The organism is Armatimonadota bacterium (assembly GCA_031459855.1).
In the GTDB taxonomy this organism is placed as follows: Bacteria; Sysuimicrobiota; Sysuimicrobiia; order Sysuimicrobiales; family Humicultoraceae; genus Fervidifonticultor; species Fervidifonticultor primus.
Genome location: JAVKHP010000001.1, coordinates 895,976 through 915,247 on the forward strand (window position 1 = coordinate 895,976; position 19,272 = coordinate 915,247).

General features: G+C 71.6%; 13 protein-coding genes. 7 read left to right on the top strand and 6 right to left on the bottom strand.

Going from position 1 to position 19,272, the window contains the following annotated elements; all coding sequences use genetic code 11:
* Positions 1 to 97: 97 nt before the first annotated feature.
* The 3 genes from QN157_04125 to QN157_04135 are packed head-to-tail and all read right to left on the bottom strand — an operon-like array spanning position 98 to position 3,760.
* Positions 98 to 1,039 carry an ABC transporter permease gene (locus QN157_04125; GenBank protein MDR7554774.1) on the bottom strand — a complete coding sequence of 314 codons (942 nt, stop codon included), beginning with the start codon at positions 1,037 to 1,039 and terminating at the stop codon, positions 98 to 100.
* Positions 996 to 1,970 (bottom strand): ABC transporter permease, encoded by a 975-nt coding sequence (locus QN157_04130; protein ID MDR7554775.1) that lies wholly within the window; start codon positions 1,968 to 1,970, stop codon positions 996 to 998. The genes QN157_04125 and QN157_04130 overlap by 44 nt, the downstream gene beginning before the upstream one ends.
* Entirely contained in the window at positions 1,967 to 3,760 is a 1,794-nt protein-coding gene (locus tag QN157_04135) for an adenine deaminase C-terminal domain-containing protein (GenBank protein ID MDR7554776.1), read from the bottom strand. The genes QN157_04130 and QN157_04135 overlap by 4 nt, the downstream gene beginning before the upstream one ends.
* A 227-nt stretch (positions 3,761 to 3,987) precedes the next feature.
* Between QN157_04135 and QN157_04140 the strand changes: the two genes are divergently transcribed.
* From QN157_04140 to QN157_04170, 7 genes are all read left to right on the top strand, one after another.
* Positions 3,988 to 8,373, top strand: a complete 4,386-nt coding sequence (locus QN157_04140) for a DEAD/DEAH box helicase (protein MDR7554777.1) — start codon at positions 3,988 to 3,990, stop codon at positions 8,371 to 8,373.
* Positions 8,374 to 8,424: 51 nt separating this feature from the next.
* Positions 8,425 to 9,780 (top strand): extracellular solute-binding protein, encoded by a 1,356-nt coding sequence (locus QN157_04145; protein ID MDR7554778.1) that lies wholly within the window; start codon positions 8,425 to 8,427, stop codon positions 9,778 to 9,780.
* Between the two features lie 169 nt (positions 9,781 to 9,949).
* A complete protein-coding gene (locus tag QN157_04150) occupies positions 9,950 to 11,680 on the top strand; it encodes an iron ABC transporter permease (protein MDR7554779.1) in 1,731 nt (576 codons plus the stop codon).
* Positions 11,677 to 12,771: an ABC transporter ATP-binding protein gene (locus QN157_04155; GenBank protein ID MDR7554780.1), complete on the top strand. Its 1,095-nt coding sequence runs from the start codon at positions 11,677 to 11,679 to the stop codon at positions 12,769 to 12,771. The genes QN157_04150 and QN157_04155 overlap by 4 nt, the downstream gene beginning before the upstream one ends.
* A gap of 419 nt (positions 12,772 to 13,190) precedes the next feature.
* Positions 13,191 to 14,135 (top strand): dienelactone hydrolase family protein, encoded by a 945-nt coding sequence (locus tag QN157_04160; GenBank protein MDR7554781.1) that lies wholly within the window; start codon positions 13,191 to 13,193, stop codon positions 14,133 to 14,135.
* 78 nt (positions 14,136 to 14,213) lie between these two features.
* Complete coding sequence (locus QN157_04165; protein MDR7554782.1) at positions 14,214 to 15,170, top strand: sugar kinase; 957 nt, start codon at positions 14,214 to 14,216, stop codon at positions 15,168 to 15,170.
* Between the two features lie 5 nt (positions 15,171 to 15,175).
* A complete protein-coding gene (locus QN157_04170; GenBank protein ID MDR7554783.1) occupies positions 15,176 to 15,823 on the top strand; it encodes a bifunctional 4-hydroxy-2-oxoglutarate aldolase/2-dehydro-3-deoxy-phosphogluconate aldolase in 648 nt (215 codons plus the stop codon).
* Between the two features lie 10 nt (positions 15,824 to 15,833).
* Here QN157_04170 and QN157_04175 read toward each other — a convergent pair whose 3' ends face one another.
* The 3 genes from QN157_04175 to QN157_04185 all read right to left on the bottom strand — a co-directional run bounded on the left by QN157_04175 (position 15,834) and on the right by QN157_04185 (position 19,079).
* Positions 15,834 to 17,000, bottom strand: a complete 1,167-nt coding sequence (locus QN157_04175; protein ID MDR7554784.1) for a M20 family metallopeptidase — start codon at positions 16,998 to 17,000, stop codon at positions 15,834 to 15,836.
* Positions 16,997 to 17,332, bottom strand: coding sequence for a helix-turn-helix domain-containing protein (locus QN157_04180; protein MDR7554785.1), 336 nt, complete (start codon positions 17,330 to 17,332; stop codon positions 16,997 to 16,999). Before QN157_04180 ends, QN157_04175 begins: the two co-directional genes overlap by 4 nt.
* Before the next feature lie 154 nt (positions 17,333 to 17,486).
* Positions 17,487 to 19,079, bottom strand: a complete 1,593-nt coding sequence (locus QN157_04185; protein MDR7554786.1) for a glycosyltransferase family 39 protein — start codon at positions 19,077 to 19,079, stop codon at positions 17,487 to 17,489.
* Positions 19,080 to 19,272 lie beyond the last annotated feature (193 nt).

Genomic DNA, 19,272 nt, shown 5'->3' on the forward strand with positions numbered 1-19,272 from the left:
TTCCATGGAACAACACTCCACACACGGAAAGCCACACCGTTATACACCACGCCACCTGGCCATTGCCCCCCGTGTGCTGCATGCCGTCGGACCGAACTCATGCGCCGGTTCTCGTCACCCGCGGATCCAGGGCGTCCCGCAGGCCATCGCCGACGAAGTTGGTACCCAGGACGGTGACGAAGATCAACAGCCCCGGGGGGATCGCCACATGCGGCGCTTGCAGCAGGTACTTCTGCGCAGCATAGAGCATGTTACCCCACGACGGGTCCGGTGGTTGTACACCGAGACCCAGGTAGCTGACCGTCGCCTCGGTCAGCAGTGCGTTCCCGACACCCAGCGTCGCGCCCACCACGACGGCGGCCATCGTATTCGGCAGGATGTGCCGACGGATGAGGAAGGCGTCGGTGGCCCCCAACGCGCGTGCGGCCTGGACGAACTCCCGCTCGCGCAAGGCAAGCACGCTCGCACGGATAACCCGAAACGATTCCATCCAGGACAGCCCACCGATCACGAGCACCAGGGTGGGCACGCTGGGACCGAAGAATGCGGCAAGGACGATGAGGAGGAACAGACGCGGCAGGCTCAGCAACACCTCGCTGGCTCGCATCAACACCGCGTCCACCCATCCCCTGTAGAAACCCGCGGCCGCGCCGAACGTCGTACCGACCGTAATGGCCACCACCATGGCGAGCACACCCACGGTGAGCGACACACGCGCACCAACCACTAGGCGAGCCAGCACATCGCGCCCCACCTCGTCGGTACCCAGCGGGTGCGCAGCCCCAGGTGGCATGAACATCCGGCCGGGCTCCGGTCGATACGCGAGGTCGCGAGGCACGAGCGTGGGCCCCACCGTTGCCATACCAACGACGGCCAGCAGAATGCCAAACCCCACCACCGCCAGCCGGTGTCGTGCGAAGCGACGCCCGGCTGCCCACAAAGGCGACATTGGCGGTGATACTCGTCGTGCCACCACTGCTTGCACCAGCCTGCGCTCACCCGCGCACGTCATAGCGGATCGTTGGGTCCAGGAAGGCATAAAGGAGGTCGGCGATCAGGCTGGCCAGTGCCACAAGCCCCGCCACACAAACGACAAGCCCCATGAGCACAGGGTAGTCGCCACGAAAAGCATGGTCGACGAACAAGCGCCCCATGCCCGGCCAGGCAAAAACCTGCTCCGTGACGAGCGCCCCGGAAAACAGCCGAGGGATGTCCAGGGAGATCAATGCCACAAGAGGCGCACACGCGTTACGAAACGCATGGCGCACGTGCACGGTGCGTGGTGACAGTCCCTTGGCGCGCGCCGTTCTGATGTAGTCCATCTCAAGTATCTCGATCATCGCCGATCGCAGGTATCGGGTGTAGGTCGTCACAGGAAGGACGCTGAGGACGAGTGTGGGAAGAATCAAGTGGCGCACCATCGACAGAAACGATCTTCCCGCCGCCAGGTCGTACATGCCGCCCGCGGGGAGCGCGGGCAACCCCCAGGCGGAAAACTGCACGTTGAAGAACAGAATCAGCAGTATGCCCAACCAAAACGAGGGGGTGGCATAGGCGGCAAACGCTGCACCGGTGAGTAGATAGTCCGCCCATGAATAGCGCCGCACTGCCGAGTAGATGCCCAGCGGCACCGCTACCGTCAGGCTGAGCGCGAACGCCGACCCCATGAGCAGCAGCGTATTGGGCAGCCGCTCCAGGATGAGGCTGAACACCGGCTGTTGCACGTACAGCGACGTCCCCCAGTCGCCCGTAGCCATGTCGCGGAGCCAGTAGAGGAACTGCATCGGCAGGGGCCGATCCAGGCCGTGGTGCGCCCGTAGTCGCGCCACGTCTTCCGGACGCATGCCGGGATCCTGGACGTACATGGCCAGCGGGTCAGCAACGCTCCGAATCAGGTAAAAGGCCAGCGCGGCCACCACCAGCAGAGTGGGGAGGAACTGCAGGGCACGCCCGACCAGGTAGCGCGTCACGGCAAGAACAACCCTACCCCCTCCGCCCGTCCCGGCGCGACCTCCACGAGCCCGGCACAACAAATCTTCAGGGACGGAATGGCTCGGGGCATGGAGATGAACGCCACAGGCCGCCACACTTCACGGGGCGCCTGCAGTTCCACCGCTATGGCTGCGTTCAACCGCTCGAACTTCTCGACCACGACCTCCAACGGTTCTGCGGCCATAACACCCAATAACGGCATCTCCACCTGGCCAATAATCCGTCCTCCCCGCGCCGCAGCGAATCCGCCGCCAGCCGCCACAATGGCGTTTGCCGCGGTCACGATGTCCTCGTCGTTGGTGCCGATGACCGTCAGATCCTCCACGCCCGGGGTCCACGACGCCCCCACGGCTCCGGCGCGCAACCCCACGCCCTGAACGAAACCCTTTCCAACCCGGCCTGACCCGTGGTGGCGGTCGAACACGACCACCTTCAGAATGTCATGCGCCAAATCGGGCTGCACCGCGCCATCACGTACGGGCAGCACCGCGCTTCGTGTCTCGGTTCGGAAGAGGGGATGCGGGCACCCGATGACGCGGACCCGCACCTGCTGAAGGCCGGAGGGTGCTCCGATGCGTACGTCGTCGAGCGCCACGGTCTTCCCAACCTTCATGGTCGCCTGCCAGCCCGCAGGGTATGCCGGTGCCTCCAGCGGCGCCGTGTAACGGTAACGTTCCGCGACCAAGGTTCCGCGCGCGAACACTGCGGCCACTGGGAAGGTTTCGTCCAAAGCGTCAACGACGCACACGTCGGCCATCTTGCCGGGCGCAATGCTGCCGTAGTCGTCGTGCACGCGAAAGTACTCGGCGTTATTCAAGCTCGCCATCTGGATCGCCGTCACGGGATCCACTCCTAGCCGGATGGCGATCCGAATCTGCTCGTCCAGATGTCCCCGTCGGTAGAGATGGTCCGGCGTGTCGTGGTCCGTGGAGAATGAGATGTAGCGACTGTTCACGCGGCGCTCGACCACCAGCCGCAGAATCGGTTCCATGAAGTCGACCGCGCCGTTCTGCTTGATCATCACCTTGTATCCTCGCCGGAGCTTCTCCAGCGCATCATCGGCGCTTACCGCCTCGTGGTCAGAGTACCCGTTGACGCACGCATAGGCCTGGACCGCCGGCAGCGGGTAGGAGTGAGCGTGCCCCACCAGAAGTCGGCGCTCACGAAGCATTCGCTGGAAGAGCAGCTGTACATAGGGATCGTTGCGATCAACCATGTCGTAGATCCACTCGCTGATCCCCACAGTCTCCGGCCAGTCGTAGCAGGCCAGCATGTCGTCTCCGGAAATCTTCCCCGTGTGGCCGAACTTCTCGTTTTGCAAGTACATCTGATAGCCCACCGTCAAGAGCGTTCGCAGCGGCGTCTGATTGAGTTCGTCGAGACAGAACCGCATGGCCTCCAGGCCGCCAACGACGGCGGCTTCGTACAGATCAGTGCAGATCACAGTGGTGCCGTGCGCCACGAGGACCTTTGCCAGCTCGGTAAGGGACACCTGACAACCTGTGGCGTGGATGTGCCCCTCGATGAACGCGGGGGTCAGGAACTTGCCGGTCGCATCGTACACGTGAGTCCGAGGGCCCATCGTGTAGCTGACATCGCCGGTCGCAGCGATCCGTGGCCCCTTGATGGCGACATCGGCAGGGTAGATTTCACCGGTGTGTACGTCCACCAACCGCGCACCGCTGATGATGAGGTCAGCCGGCTCCTTGCCTTGCGCCACACGCCAGCAGGCGACGCGCGCTGCGGCGCTGTCAACAATGTCGTTCATACAGACACGCTCCCTGACACCGGGCTCAAGACCACGTGCACTGTTCCTTCGTTCGTCACATCCGTCGACCCTGCAGCGTCCCACAGTACGAGATGCCACAGCAGCGCTGGCCTCGCGCAACGCGACGCAGTGGGCCCAAAGCGGCGGGCCGGGCACAACCGTCACGGGCGCGCGCGTATGCTGCGATCCAGTAGGCTCAGAAAGCGAGACCAGTTACTATAGACTCTGTGAGCGCAGTCTTCCATCCCCTGGTCGCCCGCTGGTTCGCCGGGCGATTCGCCGCGCCCACGCCCCCGCAGGCCGCAGGCTGGGCGGAGATCGCCCGGGGGCGCGACGTGCTGATCGCCGCGCCCACCGGATCGGGCAAGACGCTGGCGGCGTTCCTGTGGGCGATCAACGGCCTGGTCGAGGCCGCGACGCGCGGCGCGCTGCGCGACGAGACCGCCGTGGTCTACGTCTCGCCGCTGCGGGCCCTCAGCAACGACATCGAGCGCAACCTGCACGACCCGCTGGCGGGCATCCGCGCCCTGGCTGCACACGACGGCCTGGCCCTGCCCGAGCTCCGCGTGGCGGTGCGGACCGGCGACACACCAGGGCACCAGCGGGCGCGGATGGGCCGCCGGCCCCCGCACATCCTGATCACGACCCCCGAGTCTCTCTACATCCTGCTCACCGCCGAGCGGAGCCGGCAGTGGTTACAGACCGCCCGCGTGGTCATCGTCGACGAGCTCCACGCCGTCGCCGGCGACAAGCGCGGCGCCCACCTGGCGCTGTCGCTGGAGCGCCTGGATCTGCTGGCGGGCACGCGTCTGCAGCGCATCGGCCTGTCGGCCACGCAGCGGCCGATCGAGGAGATCGCGCGGTGGCTCGTGGGCACCGCGCGGCTGCACCCCGACGGCACTCCCGACTGCGCCGTCGTCGACATGGGCCACCAGCGCGCCTGGCAGCTCTCGATCGAGGTCCCCCAGCAGCCCCTGGGGGCGATCGCCACCCACGACCACTGGGCCGAGGTCTACGACCGGGTGGCCGCGCTGGCCACGGCGCATCGCACGACGCTGGTGTTCGTCCACACCCGCAGGCTCGCCGAACGGGTGGCACACCAGCTCACCCAGCGCCTCGGCCCCGGCCGCGTCGCCACCCACCACGGAAGCCTGGCGCGCCACGTGCGGCTGGACGCCGAGCAGCGGCTGAAGACCGGCCAGGTGCCCGTGGTGGTCGCCACCGCGTCGCTGGAGCTGGGCATCGACATCGGGGAGGTGGACCTGGTCTGCCACCTGGGCGCCCCCCGCTCGCTGGCCCAGCTGGTGCAGCGCGTGGGCCGGTCGGGCCACGGCATCGACGCCGTGCCCCGCGGCGTCCTCTTCCCCCTCACCCGCGACGATCTGCTGCAGAGCGCGGCGGCGGTGTACGCCGTGCGCGCGGGCCAGCTCGACCGCACGGTGCTCCCCGACGCGCCGCTGGACGTGCTGGCGCAGCAGATCGTGGCCACGGTGGCCGCGCAGGAGATCTCCGAGGAGGCCCTGTGGACCATGGTCCGCCGGGCCTACCCCTACCGGGGGCTGTCCCGCGCGGCGTTCGAGCAGGTCGTCGCGATGCTCGCCGACGGCATCGCAGCGCGCCAGGGCCGGACCGGCGCGTACCTCCACCGCGACCGCGTCCACGGCATGCTGCGCCCCCGGCGCGGCGCGCGCCTAGCGGCCATCACCTCGGGCGGCGCCATTCCCGAGACCGCGGACTACGACGTGGTCGAAGATCCCACCGGCGTCACGGTCGGCAAGGTCAACGAGGACTTCGCCGTGGAGAGCCAGGCCGGGGACATCTTCCTGCTGGGCAACCAGTCGTGGCAGATCCGACGCGTCGAGGCGGGCACGGTGCGGGTGACCAACGCGCACGGGGCGCCCCCGTCCATCCCGTTCTGGCTGGGCGAGGCGCCAGGCCGGACGCCCGAGCTGTCCGCCGCGGTGTCGGCGCTGCGCGAACGTCTGGCGGCCGGGCTCGCCGACCGGGAGGCCACCATCGCCTGGCTGGTGGAGGAGACCGGCGTCGACCGGTGGGGCGCCGAGCAGCTCGTGGCGTACGCGGCGGACACCATCGCCGTCCTGGGCGTGATGCCCAGCCAGCGCACCGTGGTGGCCGAGCGGTTCTTCGACGAAGCGGGCGGCATGCAGCTGGTCCTCCACGCGCCCTTCGGCAGCCGGATCACCCGGGCGTGGGGGCTGGCGCTGCGCAAGCGCTTCTGCCTGACCTTCGACTTCGAGCTGCAGGCGGCCGCCACCGACGATGGGATCGTGCTGTCGCTGGGCGAGCAGCACGCGTTCCCGCTGGAGAGCGTCTTTGCCTTCGTGCGCACCGCCACGGTGGAAGCCGACCTGGTGCAGGCGCTGCTGGCCTCGCCGTTGTTCACCACCCGCTGGCGGCAGAACGCGACCCGGGCACTGGCGGTCCTCCGGTACCGGGGCGGCCGGCGCGTGCCGATGCCCATCCAGCGCATGCGCGCCGAAGACCTCCTGGCCGCGGTCTTCCCCGCGCAGGTGGCGTGCCAGGACAACCACGCCGGTCCGATCACCCCGCCGGACCACCCGCTCGTCACCGAGACGATCCGCAACGGGCTCTACGAGGCCATGGACCTCCAGGGCCTGCGGGCGGTCATCGGCGCCCTCGAGCGGGGGGAGATTCGCACCGTGGCGGTGGAGACGCCGGCTCCCTCCCCGGCCTCCCACGAGATCCTCCACGCGAACCCCTACGCGTTCCTCGACGACGCGCCGCTGGAAGAACGACGGGCCCGCGCCGTGCGCGTACGTCGCCTCGCCCCCGAACTGGCGGCTGGCGTGGGCGCGCTGGACGATGCGGCCATCGCCCGGGTTCGCGCCGAGGCCTGGCCTCCGGTGCGCGACCCGGAGGAACTGCACGACCTCTTGCTCACGGTGGGGCTGCTCCCGGTCGACGACGCGCCCGCGTGGACGCCGTTCGCGCAGGCGCTGGCCGCAGCCGGTCGCGCCACCCTCGTCACCTGGGACGACGCGCGCGGCCGCGCACACCGCGCCTGGGTGGCCACGGAACGCCTGGCGCTGGTCCGCACGGTGTATCCCGACGCGACGTGCGCCCCCGAGGTCAGCGGGGCGGCTTGCGGCGCGCCGGCGCCCGACAGCCCCGAGGCGGCCCTGATGGCGCTCGTGCACGGGTGGCTGCAGGTGATCGGCCCCACAACGGCGGCGGCGCTGGCCGACAGACTCGGCCTGCCCGTCCGCGGCGTCGAGCAGGCCCTCCTGGGGCTGGAGGCCCAGGGGGTGGCGCTGCGCGGTCGGTTCACCTCCGACGTGGAGGAGCTCGAGTGGTGCGAGCGCCGGCTGCTGGCGCGCATCCACCGGCTCACGCTGGGCCGGCTGCGCGCCGAGATCGACCCGGTACCCGCCGCGGAGTTCATGCGGTTCCTCTTCCGGTGGCAGCACGCGCACCCGGGCACCCAGCTGCACGGCCGGGACGGGCTGCTGGCGGTGATCGGGCAGCTGCAGGGCCTGGAGCTGCCCGCGCCAGCGTGGGAGGCCACGGTGCTGCCGTTGCGCGTGCGCGCCTACGACCCGGCCGACCTCGACGCGCTCTGCCTGGCCGGCACCGTGACGTGGGGACGGCTGTCCGGAGGCGCGGAGAGCCCGCCTGCGGACGCGCACGCCGCGCCGCGCCGTGGTCGGCCGCCCCGACCCCTGCGTACGGCGCCGCTGTCGTTCGTGCTGCGCGACGACCTGCCGGCGCTGCTGGACCCGCACAGGAGCGCCCGCACGCAGGTCAAGCTGTCGCCGGCGGCGCGGGAGGTGGTGGCCCACCTTGCGGCGCACGGCGCGTCGTTCTTCCCCGAGATCGTCCGGGCGGTCCGGCGCTCGCCGACCGAGGTCGAGGACGCCCTGTGGGAGCTCGTGAGGCGCGGGTGGGTGAGCGGCGACGGCATGGCAGGCTTGCGCCGTCTGCTGCGGGGACCGTCGCCCCATCGGCGCCGCCCGACGTATGCCGCGGGCAGCGGATCGGGCTGGAGCCGGGCGGGCGGGCATCCCGAGGGGTCGCTCGCCGGACCTGCAGCAGACCGCTCGTGGACCGGGTGGAGCCTGCGGATGCACGCCCGCTCCTTGCCCACCGGCCGCTGGGCGCTGTGGCCTGCCGGCGACGAGCGCACGCCCGCAGGAGAGCGCGCCGAAGCCTGGGCGCGTCAGCTACTCCGGCGCTGGGGCATCGTGCTGCGGGAAGTGCTGACCCGTGAGCACGCCGCGCCGCCCTGGCGTGTCCTCCTGGAGGTCTACCGGCGCTGGGAGGCTCAAGGGCTCGTCCGTGGCGGGCGGTTCGTCGCCGGGTTCGTCGGCGAGCAGTTCGCGCTGCCCGAAGCGGTCGAGGCGCTGCGCGTCGTGCGGCGGACGCCGGCAGCCGGCGAGGTGGCCGTGGTCGCCGCGGCCGACCCGCTCAACCTGGTGGGCGTCCTGCTGCCGGGCGCTCGCGTGGCGCCCACCGCCGACCTGGCCATCGCGTTTCGCGATGGGGCACCGCTGGATGCCGGGCCACCGGGCGCGGTGCTGCGCCGGCTGCAGCCGTCCCTCCCCCCGCCGCCATCGGCACGCACGCAAGGATAGCACCCCGGCCATGGGGTAGTTCTTCCCTACCCTACGAGCGAGGTGAGCGACATGCGCACGCAACTCCGCCCGGTCCTTCGTACCGCGCGCTTTGCAGCGGTCGTGCTGGCGGTGGCGGTGGTGCTGGCACCCACGCCACTGCGCGCGCAGGGCCAGCAGGTCGTGGTCCTGACGTCGTTTCCCAAAGAGCTGTTCGACGCCTACAAGGCCGCGTTCGAACGCGCCAACCCCGGCTGGACGATGGTGGTCGTCCCCAAACCCACCTCGGCGGCCATCACCCACGTGCGTGAGCGCGGCGCCCGCCCCGACGTCGACGTCTTCTGGGCCAGCGCCGTCGACGCGTTCATCTACCTAAAGGCCAACAACTTCCTCGAGCGCTACACGCCCCCCGCCGACCTGCGCCGCGGCATTCCCGAGAAGGTGGCCGGGTTCCCCATCAGCGACAGCGATGGGTTCTTCCACGGCTTTGCGGTCAGCGGGTACGGCATCATGTGGAATCGGACCTACCTGGAGCGCCACCGGCTGCCGGCCCCGCGGGAGTGGGACGATCTCGTCAAGCCCGTCTACTACGGCCACCTGGTCATCTCCGCGCCCAGCCGCAGCGGCACCACGCACCTCACCGTCGAGACGATCCTGCAGGGCTACGGCTGGCAGAAAGGATGGGAGTTGCTGATCCAGATGGGCGGCAACATGGGCGCCATCACCGAGCGCTCGTTCGGTGTGCCCGAGGCCGTCATCGCCGGCCACTACGGGCTGGGGATCGTCATCGACTTCTTCGCGCTGTCGGCCATCGCCTCGGGCCAGCCCATCGACTTCGTCTACCCCACCCTCACGTCCATCGTGCCCGCCAACGTCGGCATCGTCCGGGGCGGCCCGAACCCCGAGGGGGCCCGGCGGTTCGTGAACTATCTGTTGAGCGACGACGGCCAGCGCCTGCTGTTCCGGCCCGAGATCGGCCGCCTGCCCGTACGCGCCACCCTCTACGCCGAAGCGCCCAAGGGCATGCCCAACCCCTTCAAGATGAAGGCCGGCGTGCAGTTCAACGCCGACCTGTCGGCCGGACGCTACCAGGTGACCAACCGCATGTTCGACCAGATCATCACGTTCCGCCACGCGGAGCTCAAGCAGGCGTGGGGCGCCATCTACCGCGCCCAGCAGGCGATCGACGCCGCCCGGCAGGCGGGGCGCGACGTGACCGACGCCGAACGGCTGCTGCGGCAGGCCGTGGCCTCGGCGCGCTACGTCCACGTGAGCGAGCGCATGGCCGCGGAGGTGAGCGGCGGCATGGAACGCGACGCGGCCTACCGGGCCGCGAAGGAACGCGAGTGGGGCGAGATCGCACGCGCCAGCTACCAGCGGGCGGCGCAGCTGGCCGCGCAGGCCGAGGAGGCCCTCCGGCGGCGGTAACGGCCCCGGGCGCTCAGGGCGGTGGTGCGGGCGCGGCGCCCTCCGTGGGGAACGTCCGGCACCCGCGGGGTTCCGCACCGCGCGCCTGCGCGGGGACCATGACCGCCCAGGCGCTGCCCGCAGGATCCGACGGGCCACCCGCGTGGGGCGGGCCGTCGGTAGACGGACGATGACGATCGAGACCCTACCCGCGGTCCCACGGCCGCGGCTGCCCGCGGTCTGGCGCGCGCGCGTCGATCCCGGGCACCTGCTGCTGATGCTCCTGCTGCTGGGGCTCCTGAGCGTGCTCGTCGTGCTGCCCATCGCCACCGTGCTCGCGGTCGCCCTTACCGACGCCAACGGGCGTCCCACCCTGGCGCACGTGGCGCGGTTCGTCCAGAACCCGCTCTACCGCGAGTCGCTGGCCAACAGCCTGATCGCGGGCGCGTGGACGGTGGTGGCAGGCAGCGCGCTGGCCCTGCCGCTGGCCTTCGTGGTGGCGCGCTTCGACTTCCCCGGCCGCGTCCTGGTGACCACGCTGGCCACCCTGCCGCTGGTGCTGCCGCCCTTCGTCGGCGCCATGGCGCTGCTGCAGGTGTTTGGACGCGCCGGGACCGTGACGTTGCTCCTCCAGGACGTCGTCGGGGTGCGCGCCAACCTCATGGAGGGACTGCGCGGCGTGATCCTGGCCCAGGCCCTGCACTTCTTCCCGTTCATCTTCATCACCGTCAGCACGGCGCTCGCGCGCCTGGACCCGTCGCTGGAAGAGATGGGACAGATGATGGGCGCCTGGGGCTGGCGCCTGCTGCGGCGCGTGGTCTTCCCGCTGGTGCTGCCGGCCTACGCCGCCGGGGCGCTGCTGGCGTTCGTGCGCGCCGTGGACGACATCGGCACGCCGCTGATCCTCAACGTGAAGAACATGCTGGGCCCCCAGGCCTACCTGCGCATCACCACCGTGGGCCGTGACGATCCCGACGGCTACGCGATCTGCGTCGTCATGGTCGTGCTGTCGATCGCCTGCGTGCTGGCGGCCAACCGGCTGGTGGCCCGGCGAGAGTACGCCACGGTGCAGACGGGTGCCCCGGCGGAGCACCGGCGCGCGCTGCGCGGCTGGCGGCTGGCGGCGACCGGCAGCCTGTGCGCGGGCGTGCTGGGACTGGCGCTGCTCCCCCACCTGGCGGTCGTCATCCTGTCGTTCAGCAGGGTGTGGAGTCTGAGCTACCTGCCCAGCGCGTACACGCTGGGCCACTACCGGGAGATCTTCGTGCGCGCGCCACAGTTCGTCTGGAACACGGTGGGGTACAGCGTCGCCGCCGCGGTGCTGGCGGCGCTGGTCGCCACGGCGACCGCGTACCTGCTCCAGCGCGGCCGCGCGCCGGGCCGCGGGCTGCTCGACGCCGTGGCCATGATGCCCATCGCCCTGCCCGGCGTGGTCATCGGCATCGGGTTTCTGCGGGTCTTCTACGGCCGCCCGTTGCCGGGCCTGGACGTGCCGCTGACGGCCACCTGGCTCGTCTTCCCGCTGGCGTTCATGGTCCGCCGGCTGCCCTACGCCCTGCGGGCCAGCCACGCCGCGCTCCACCAGGTGCACCCCTCGCTGGAAGAGGCCGCGGCCGTGGCGGGCGCGCCGCGCGTGCGCGCCTTCCGCCGCGTGGTGTTGCCCCTGATCGCCGGTGGCGTGGTCGCCGGCGCCCTGCTGGTCTTCGTCACCGCCGCCGTGGAGTTCAGCGCCACGGTCATCCTGGTGACGCGCATCGAGCAGAGCCCGCTCTCCTACGGCATCTACGTCTATTCCCAGAGCCCGCTCGGGCGGGGCGCGGCGGCAGCGCTGGGCGTCGTGGCCATGGGCCTGGTCACGGCCGGAACCTATCTAGCCAACCGCCTGAGCGGCCGCGGGCGGACGGCGTTCACCCTGGGATGACTGCGGTCGAGGTCGAGCTCCGCGGGCTGTCCAAGCGCTTCCGCGACCACGCGGCGGTGGTGAACCTCTCGCTGCACGTGCGTCGCGGTGAGTTCTTCACCTTGTTGGGCCCCAGCGGCTGTGGAAAGACCACGACCCTGCGCATGATCGCCGGGCTTGTGGACCCCGACGCTGGCGAGATCCTCTTCGACGGCCGACCGGTGACGCGCACACCGCCCTGGCGGCGCAACATCGGCATGGTCTTCCAGCACTACGCGCTGTGGCCCCACATGACGGTCTTCGAGAACGTCGCCTTTGGGCTGATCGAGCGGGGCGTGCCGCGGCGCGAGGTGGTCCGACGGGTCGAGGACGCGCTGGCGCTGGTGGGGCTGGCGGGCGCCGGCGCCCGGTTGCCCTCCCAGCTCTCGGGGGGCCAGCAACAGCGCGTGGCGCTGGCGCGGGCCGTCGTGGTGCGGCCCGCCCTGCTGTTGCTCGACGAGCCGCTGTCGAACCTGGACGCGCGGCTGCGGGTGCAGATGCGCGCCGAGCTGGTCCGGCTGCAACGGCAGCTCGGCATCACCACCATCTACGTCACCCACGACCAGGAAGAGGCCCTCATGCTCTCCAGCCGCATCGCGGTGATGTCCCAGGGCCGCTTGGTCCAGCTCGGCACGCCCCAGGACGTGTACGAGCGGCCGGCCGACCCCTTCGTCGCGGACTTCCTGGGCGGGGCCAACTTCCTGCCCGGGGTCGTGCGCGAAGCAGGCGGCGAGACGGTGGTGGTGGACCTGGAAGGCCTGGGGCGCCTGCGCGCCGCCGCGGCGCGCAACCCGGGCGTGACGGCGGGCGCGCGTGTGGTGGTCTGCCTGCGCCCCGAGGCACTGACCCTGGCGTCCCCGGCGGCCGCCGGCACGGACAACACCCTGGCGGGGACGCTACGCCTGCGCACCTACCTGGGGTGGCTGGCGGCCTGCGAGGTGGAACTGCCCACCGGCGCCGTGTTGCGCGTCCACAGCGCCAACCCCCGCGCGGCGCTGGGGTTCACGGAGGGGGCACCGGTGGCCGTGCGGGTGGCGCCGGACGACGTGCTATTGCTCGCCAGGTCCGGATGAGCCGTCCGAAACCCTCGTGCCCTTTGGCGTCGCGGTGGTGCTCACGCCGTTGCGATCCGTAGCCCTCCTCGCCCACGCGCAGCGCCACACCCGCGCCCGTGAGACGCCCGCACCCGCGCCGCACGGTTGAGGAATCGCGGACGGCTCCTACGGCCGTACCAGCGTGCGCAGCGTGCCAACCAGCTCGTCTCGTCCCGCGGGCCGAACGCTGCGCGCACCAGGCTCCCGTCACGGGCGATCACGGCCCACTACGGTTGGTGGGCGAACCCGTAGGCCCGCGCGATGCGTCCGTCGGCGTCGAACCCGTTGGGAAACGTGAGGTAGCACAACGGCAACGCGCACGCCCCCATTTTCGGGAATACGCCGGACGGCCGCTGCACGTTGTCTTCCTGCGAACGTGACCTCACGGAGGGGGGGCGATGGCTGTGACCGACATGGAGCGGTACGTGCTGGAAGAGTGGGCCGAAGACTATCGGGCCGGCCGGCTGGCGCGGCGCGAGTTCTTGCGCCGTCTGACGGTCATGGCCGGCGGCACTGCACTGGCCGTCCCGATCCTGGAGCGCCTGGGCATCGCAGCCAGCGCGGACGAGCTCGCCCAGGCCGCGGGGACACCGCCCGCAGCCGCCGCTGCGCCCTCGGGCGTGACCGTCCCACCCGACGACCCGGCCATCGAGGTGGTGGGGATGATCACCTTCCCCGCGGGCACCGGCACGGGGCTCGGGTACGTGGCCAAACCCCGCGGCAGCGGCCCCTTCCCCGGCGTGCTGGTGATCCACGAGAACCGTGGCCTCCTTGAGCACTTCAAGGACGTCGTCCGGCGTCTGGCCAAGGTGGGGTACGTGGGGCTGGCCGTGGACCTCGCGTCGTACCAGGGCGGTACGGAGCGCTTCAGCGACCTGGCCCAGGTCACCGCGGTGCTGGCGCAGACGCCGCCCGATCAGCACGTGGCGACCATGAACGCCGCGATCCGCTACCTGCAGGGCCTGCCCTACGTGCGCCGCGACCGCATCGGCGCCACGGGCTTCTGCTTCGGCGGCGGCATGTGCTGGCGGCTGGCCACCGCCAACCCCGACCTGCGCGCGGCCATCCCCTTCTACGGCCCCAATCCCCCGCTGGAGGACGTGCCGAAGATCCGGGCCGCGGTGCTGGCGATCTACGGCGAGCTCGACGGCCGCATCAACGCCGGTATCCCCGCCCTGCGCGAGGCGCTGCAGCGCGCCGGCGTTACGCACGAGATCGTCATCTACCCCGGCGCCGACCACGCCTTCTTCAACGATACCGGCGCCAGGTACAACGCTACCGCGGCACGCCAGGCGTGGGAGCGCCTGCTGGGCTGGTTCGACCGGTACCTGCGCGGAGGATGAGATCGTCTGGCGCCGTGCTCGCCCGATGGGCGCCCCCAGGCAGGGGGCGGTACGCGGCCGGCCAAGTAGTGATGCGCCATGCTCGACGTGGTGGGCATCGGGGAGGCCATGCTCCGTCTGTCGCCGCGCCGGGGCGAGACGCTCGAAGCTGCAGCCGTCTTCGAGGTCCGCGCCGCGGGCGCCGAGGCCAACGTCGCGGTCGCGCTGGCCCGCATGGGCTTCAGGGCCGGATGGGTCTCGCGCCTGGTCGAGGGGCCGCTGGGCCGCCGCATCGCCGCCGAGTTGCGGCGGCACGGGGTGGATCTGTCGGCGGTCGTCTGGACGTCGCATGGACGCACCGGCCTCTACTTCCTCGAGCCCGGCGTGCCCCCGCGCGCCGCCGTGGTCCACTACGACCGCGCGGGGTCGGCCGCGAGCGCGCTGGCGCCCGACGACGTCGACTGGGCCTACGTGCGCAGCGCGCGCTGGATCCACCTCACGGGCATCACCCCGGCACTCGGCCCCTCCTGCGCCGCCACGGTCGCGCGGGCCGTCCAGGAGGCACGGGCAGGCGGCGTGCGCGTGGCGTTCGACGTCAACTACCGGCGCACGCTGTGGCCGCCGGACCGCGCCCGTGCCGTGCTCGAACCGCTGCTGGCCGGCGCCGACCTGCTGCTGTGCGCCAGCGACGACGCCCGCGAGGTCTTCGCACTCGACGGTCCGCCGGGGCGGCAGGCCGAGGCGTTGCGGGCCCGCACGGGGGCCGGTGCGGTGGTCGTCACCGCAGGGCCGGACGGTGCCTACCTGGCGGCCGGCGATACTGGCGTCGTACACCAGCCGGCGATCCCGGGCGAGGAGCTGGACCGTATCGGCCGCGGGGACGCGTTTGCGGCAGGCGTGCTGTGGGGTGCCCTCGAAGGTGACCTCCGGGCGGGCTTGCGCTATGGCTCCGCGCTGGCCGCGCTGGCGCAGACGTACTATGGCGACGTCGCCTGGAGTACCCGCGCCGACGTACTGCACCTGCTGGCGGGCCAGGGGCAGCGCCCGCACCGGTGATCGCCATGCCAGACGCTCACACCGCCGCCCTGGTCGCCGCCCACGTGCTGGACGCGCGCCTGATCGCCATCCTGCGCCGCCTGCGGTCGCCGAAGGTCGAACGCGTCGTCGAGACGCTGCTGGAGGCCGGCGTCCGCTGCGTCGAGATCACCTTCGAGACCGCCGGCGGGGCGGCGGCGCTGCGAGCGCTGCACCACACGTTCGGCGATGCCGTGATCCTTGGCGCCGGGAGTCTCCTGGAGGGGGGACAGGCCACGGAAGCGATCGATGCCGGTGCGCAGTTCCTGGTCTCCCCAGGCCTGGTCGAGGAGGTCTCGCAGATCGCCCACCGGCTGGATCGGCTCTACATCCCCGGCGTGACCACGGCCACCGAGGTCGGGGTCGCGCTGCGGTGGGGCCATGCGATCCAGAAGCTGTTCCCGGCCGGGCTGCTGGGCCCCGACTACCTGCGCGCCCTGCAGGCGCCCTATCCCCAGGTGCGGTTCCTGGCCGTGGGCAACATCGGTGTGGGCGACGTCGCCGCCTACCTGCGCGCCGGTGCCGCAGGGGTGGCCATGGGCTCGCAGCTCGTCACCCCCGGCGTCCCCCTCGAGGTGCTGGCCGCGCGCGCCCGCGCGGTCACCGCGCAGCTGCGCGCGCTGGCGTCGGCCTGAGCAGCGTCGCCTACCCGACGATCTCCGGCCGCCGGCAGGCTTCGGGCACCACCAGCGCCAGCAGCGCGGCCCGGTGCGGCAGCGACGCGATCTCGAGGTACTCGTCCGCGCTGTGGAACCCGCCGCCGACCGCGCCCAGGCCATCCAGCACGGGCACGCCGAGTGCGGCCACAAAGTTCCCGTCGGAGCCGCCACCGGTGCTCGTGGCGGGGAGCGGCAGCCCCAGCGCCTGAGCGCAGCCCTGCGCCAGCGCCAGCAGCGCGTGACTGCGGGGGGAGGGTTCCATCGGCGGCCGGTTGAGTCCCCCCTCCAGCACGCCGCGCGTGCGCGGCAGGTGTTCGTGGGCAGCGATCTCCCGCAGGCGCGCTTCCAGCGGGGCGACCTGGGTCAGCGCCGGCACCCGCACGTCGATCTCCGCCCGCGCGATGTCCGGGACGACGTTGGCCCGCGTCCCGCCCTCGGTGACGATGGCGTTCACCGTGAGCCCCCGGGCGTAGTCGTTCAGTCCGTGCAGCGCCACGATCTTGTGGGCCAGGGCCACCACGGCGCTCGCGCCGTCCTCCGGGTACGCCCCCGCGTGGGCTGCTCTGCCGTGCACGGTGAGGGTGTACCGGCCCACCCCCTTGCGCGCCGTCACCACCGACCCGTCGGGGCGGCCGGGCTCGAGCACGAAGCACACGTGGGCGCGGCGGGCTTCCTCCTCGATCACGGCCCGCGAGCGGGGCGACCCGATCTCCTCGTCGGCGTTGTGCACGACCACGAGCGACGCGTAGTCGGTCCACCCGGCGGCCGCCAGCAGCCGCAGCGCCTCCCACAGCGTGACGACGCCACCCTTCATGTCGGCCACGCCGGGCCCGTACGCCCGCGCCCCGTCGGTGCGAAACGGCCGGCGTCGCACATCGTCGGCCCCGAAGACCGTGTCGTAGTGCGCCAGGAAGAGCACGCGCGCGCGGCCGGTGCCGGTGCGCGTCCCCACGAGCACCGGACCGGTGTCCGGGAACTCCAGACGGCGCACCGCGAACCCCAGCAGGTGCAGCTGCGTCTCCACCCACCGGCTGGCAGCCGCCAGCGCCTCCAGTGCGTAGGACCCGGTGTCGAGGTTGACCAGCGTCTCGAGCAGGGCCAGCGCCTCTGGGAGACGGCTCCGGGCCAACGCGAGCGTGTCCTGCGCGTTCATCGGTCGCCGATCCACTCCTCTGCCGGCGGCAGCGGCAGCCGCAGTGCGTGTCCTCGACCGCGCCGACCGGCAGGCCGGAGACGCACCAGGGCCTCCACGTCGCGCCGCAGGTAGAGGCGTCGGCGCCGCATCCCCTGTCGGTAGCTGCGCAGAATCCCGCGGCTGACGTAGGCGTACAGCGTCTGCGGCTTGACGCCCAACACCGCGCACGCCTCTGCGGCTGTCAGGTACTCCTGCTCGTCGATGCGCACGACCATGGCTGCACCGCCCTCACCCGCGCGCCGCTTGCGTCCCACCCAGCGGTGGCCCGATGGGCTCGACGCGCTGACCAACGAGCCCCTCCTCCAGACCTGCGGAGCCCTCTACCAGCAGTCAACCGCACCCAAGCAGTCAAAGCGCACCGCTGCCGTCGCTGCAAGCACTGATCTTGATTGAAGTTGATTCTACCAGCTTGAGATTGACCCCTCCAGGCTCTCGTCATCGGCCTCACCGGCGCGGCGACCTGTTGGTGACCACCGCCCAGCCAGCAGGCGTGGTGAGCACCGTGTGGACGCGGGGCTGCGGGGGCAACTGGTCGAGGTCCCGGACTCTGAGGAACACAACAGCAGGCTCCAACGTCCACCACCGCCCCAGGGTGGCGGCATCCTCGGTGTGCTCCACGTCGACATCGAGGACGTACTCGGGGAAGTTCAGCGCGGCGCCGCGAAAGACGACGACCCGATCCCCTGGCTGCATCAGATGCGTGATCGTCGCGCCGATCTGTCGCCAGGGCCACAGCCGCGGCCAGTGGACCGCAAGGCCGCGCTCTGCAAGCCCCCAGGCCACCAGCGCGCCACCGGCGAGGAGCGCGACGGCCGTCCGGGGCCGGCCGGCGAGCGCGAGCACGGCAAACAGCACCAGCGCGCCGGCCAGCGCCAGCGCAAAGGGCGCCACGATGGGCAGGTACAGGCCGGCCTCGTCCGGAAAACGGCCCGCCAGCCAGGCTGCCGTGAGCGCAAGCGCGGGCGCAGCGACGAGCACCCCGCCCCAGGCCGCGCCGCGCAGGGCGCGCGGTGCGTCCCACGTCGAGGTCACCGCGCGCGCCGTCAGCACGGCCAGCGGCGGATAGATAGGGTGGAGGTAGCGGAAGACCTTGTCGGTCGCCGACACGGACAGCAGCAGGAACACGCCGGCAGCCCAGATGGCGCACAGCCGCACCGACGGCGGACCGCCGCGCACCCCGCGCCATCCCGCGCGCAGGGCCCCGGGCACCAGCGGGGTCCACGGGAGGAATCCGACCAGGAGCACGGGGACATAGGCCAGCACCGCCTGCCAGAGCGGGGGCAACGCAGAGATCCGCGGGCTGAAGAAGCGTCCGGGGCCCAGGTTCCCACCGAGGAAGAACGCCTCGGCGAACGGCTGGCCCTGACGGAGGAGGCCGACGACGAACCACGGTGCGCCCACGAGGACCAGCACCACCGCTCCCACCGCCGCCGCGCGCCACGGCCAACCGCGCACCTCGCCCGCCCGGCGTGCCAGCAGCCATTCGCCGCCGGCTGTCATGGCGAAGATCGCCACGGCCACCACGCCTTTGGCGAGCACCGCCAGCGCCAGCCACAATCCGGCCGCCGCGGCCGACCGCACGCGCCCGTCGTGCCTGTACGCGAGGTACGCCAGGTGCGCGAGCGCCAGGAAGAACGACAGCGCCACGTCTTGCTGCGGGGTCAGGCTCTGGTAGAGCACCTGCACGGCGGTGAGCAAGACCAGGGCCGCGAGCAGCGCCTCTTCCCGGTTCGCGTGCAGGCGGGCCAGCCTGTAGGTGACGACCGCCAGGCCCAGCGTCATCAGCAGCTGCCAGCCGCGCAGGGCCGCGTCGCTCTGGCCCGCGACGCGGAGCGACGCCGCGATGAACCAGATCGTCAGCGGGGGCTTGTCGACGACCCAGTCCTGGGTGAATCGCAGCGTCAGCCAGTCGCCGGAGCGAAGCACGTTCTTCGCGATGCGCCCGTAGAGGGCCGCATCACCGTCGACGTGCGGCAACGGCGCCGCCGCCAGCACCAGCGCGCCGGCTGCCCACAGCAGCCACGTCCACGTCCGCACCGCCATGGCTCCTTCCACTATAGCGGGTGCCAGATCGTCCGGCCGGGCAGGGCCCGCGCAGGCCACCACCCGCGCGGGCTACCGCCGCGAACATCCGGTGGCCGCCCGATGGCTAGGCCCCGGTCAGCTGGCTATCGTATGCTGTAGCTGGACTTCCACCGACACCGGGCAGGGGGCGCGCGCCTGTGCCGCC

Bases quoted from the DNA above. Each gene is read 5' to 3' on its own strand.
- QN157_04160 (MDR7554781.1), top strand. From the start codon at position 13,191: ATGGCTGTGACCGACATGGAGCGGTACGTGCTGGAAGAGTGGGCCGAA.
- QN157_04125 (MDR7554774.1), bottom strand. From the start codon at position 1,039: ATGCCTTCCTGGACCCAACGATCCGCTATGACGTGCGCGGGTGAGCGC.
- QN157_04150 (MDR7554779.1), top strand. From the start codon at position 9,950: ATGACGATCGAGACCCTACCCGCGGTCCCACGGCCGCGGCTGCCCGCG.
- QN157_04145 (MDR7554778.1), top strand. From the start codon at position 8,425: ATGCGCACGCAACTCCGCCCGGTCCTTCGTACCGCGCGCTTTGCAGCG.
- QN157_04170 (MDR7554783.1), top strand. From the start codon at position 15,176: ATGCCAGACGCTCACACCGCCGCCCTGGTCGCCGCCCACGTGCTGGAC.
- QN157_04165 (MDR7554782.1), top strand. From the start codon at position 14,214: ATGCTCGACGTGGTGGGCATCGGGGAGGCCATGCTCCGTCTGTCGCCG.
- QN157_04155 (MDR7554780.1), top strand. From the start codon at position 11,677: ATGACTGCGGTCGAGGTCGAGCTCCGCGGGCTGTCCAAGCGCTTCCGC.
- QN157_04175 (MDR7554784.1), bottom strand. From the start codon at position 17,000: ATGAACGCGCAGGACACGCTCGCGTTGGCCCGGAGCCGTCTCCCAGAG.
- QN157_04135 (MDR7554776.1), bottom strand. From the start codon at position 3,760: ATGAACGACATTGTTGACAGCGCCGCAGCGCGCGTCGCCTGCTGGCGT.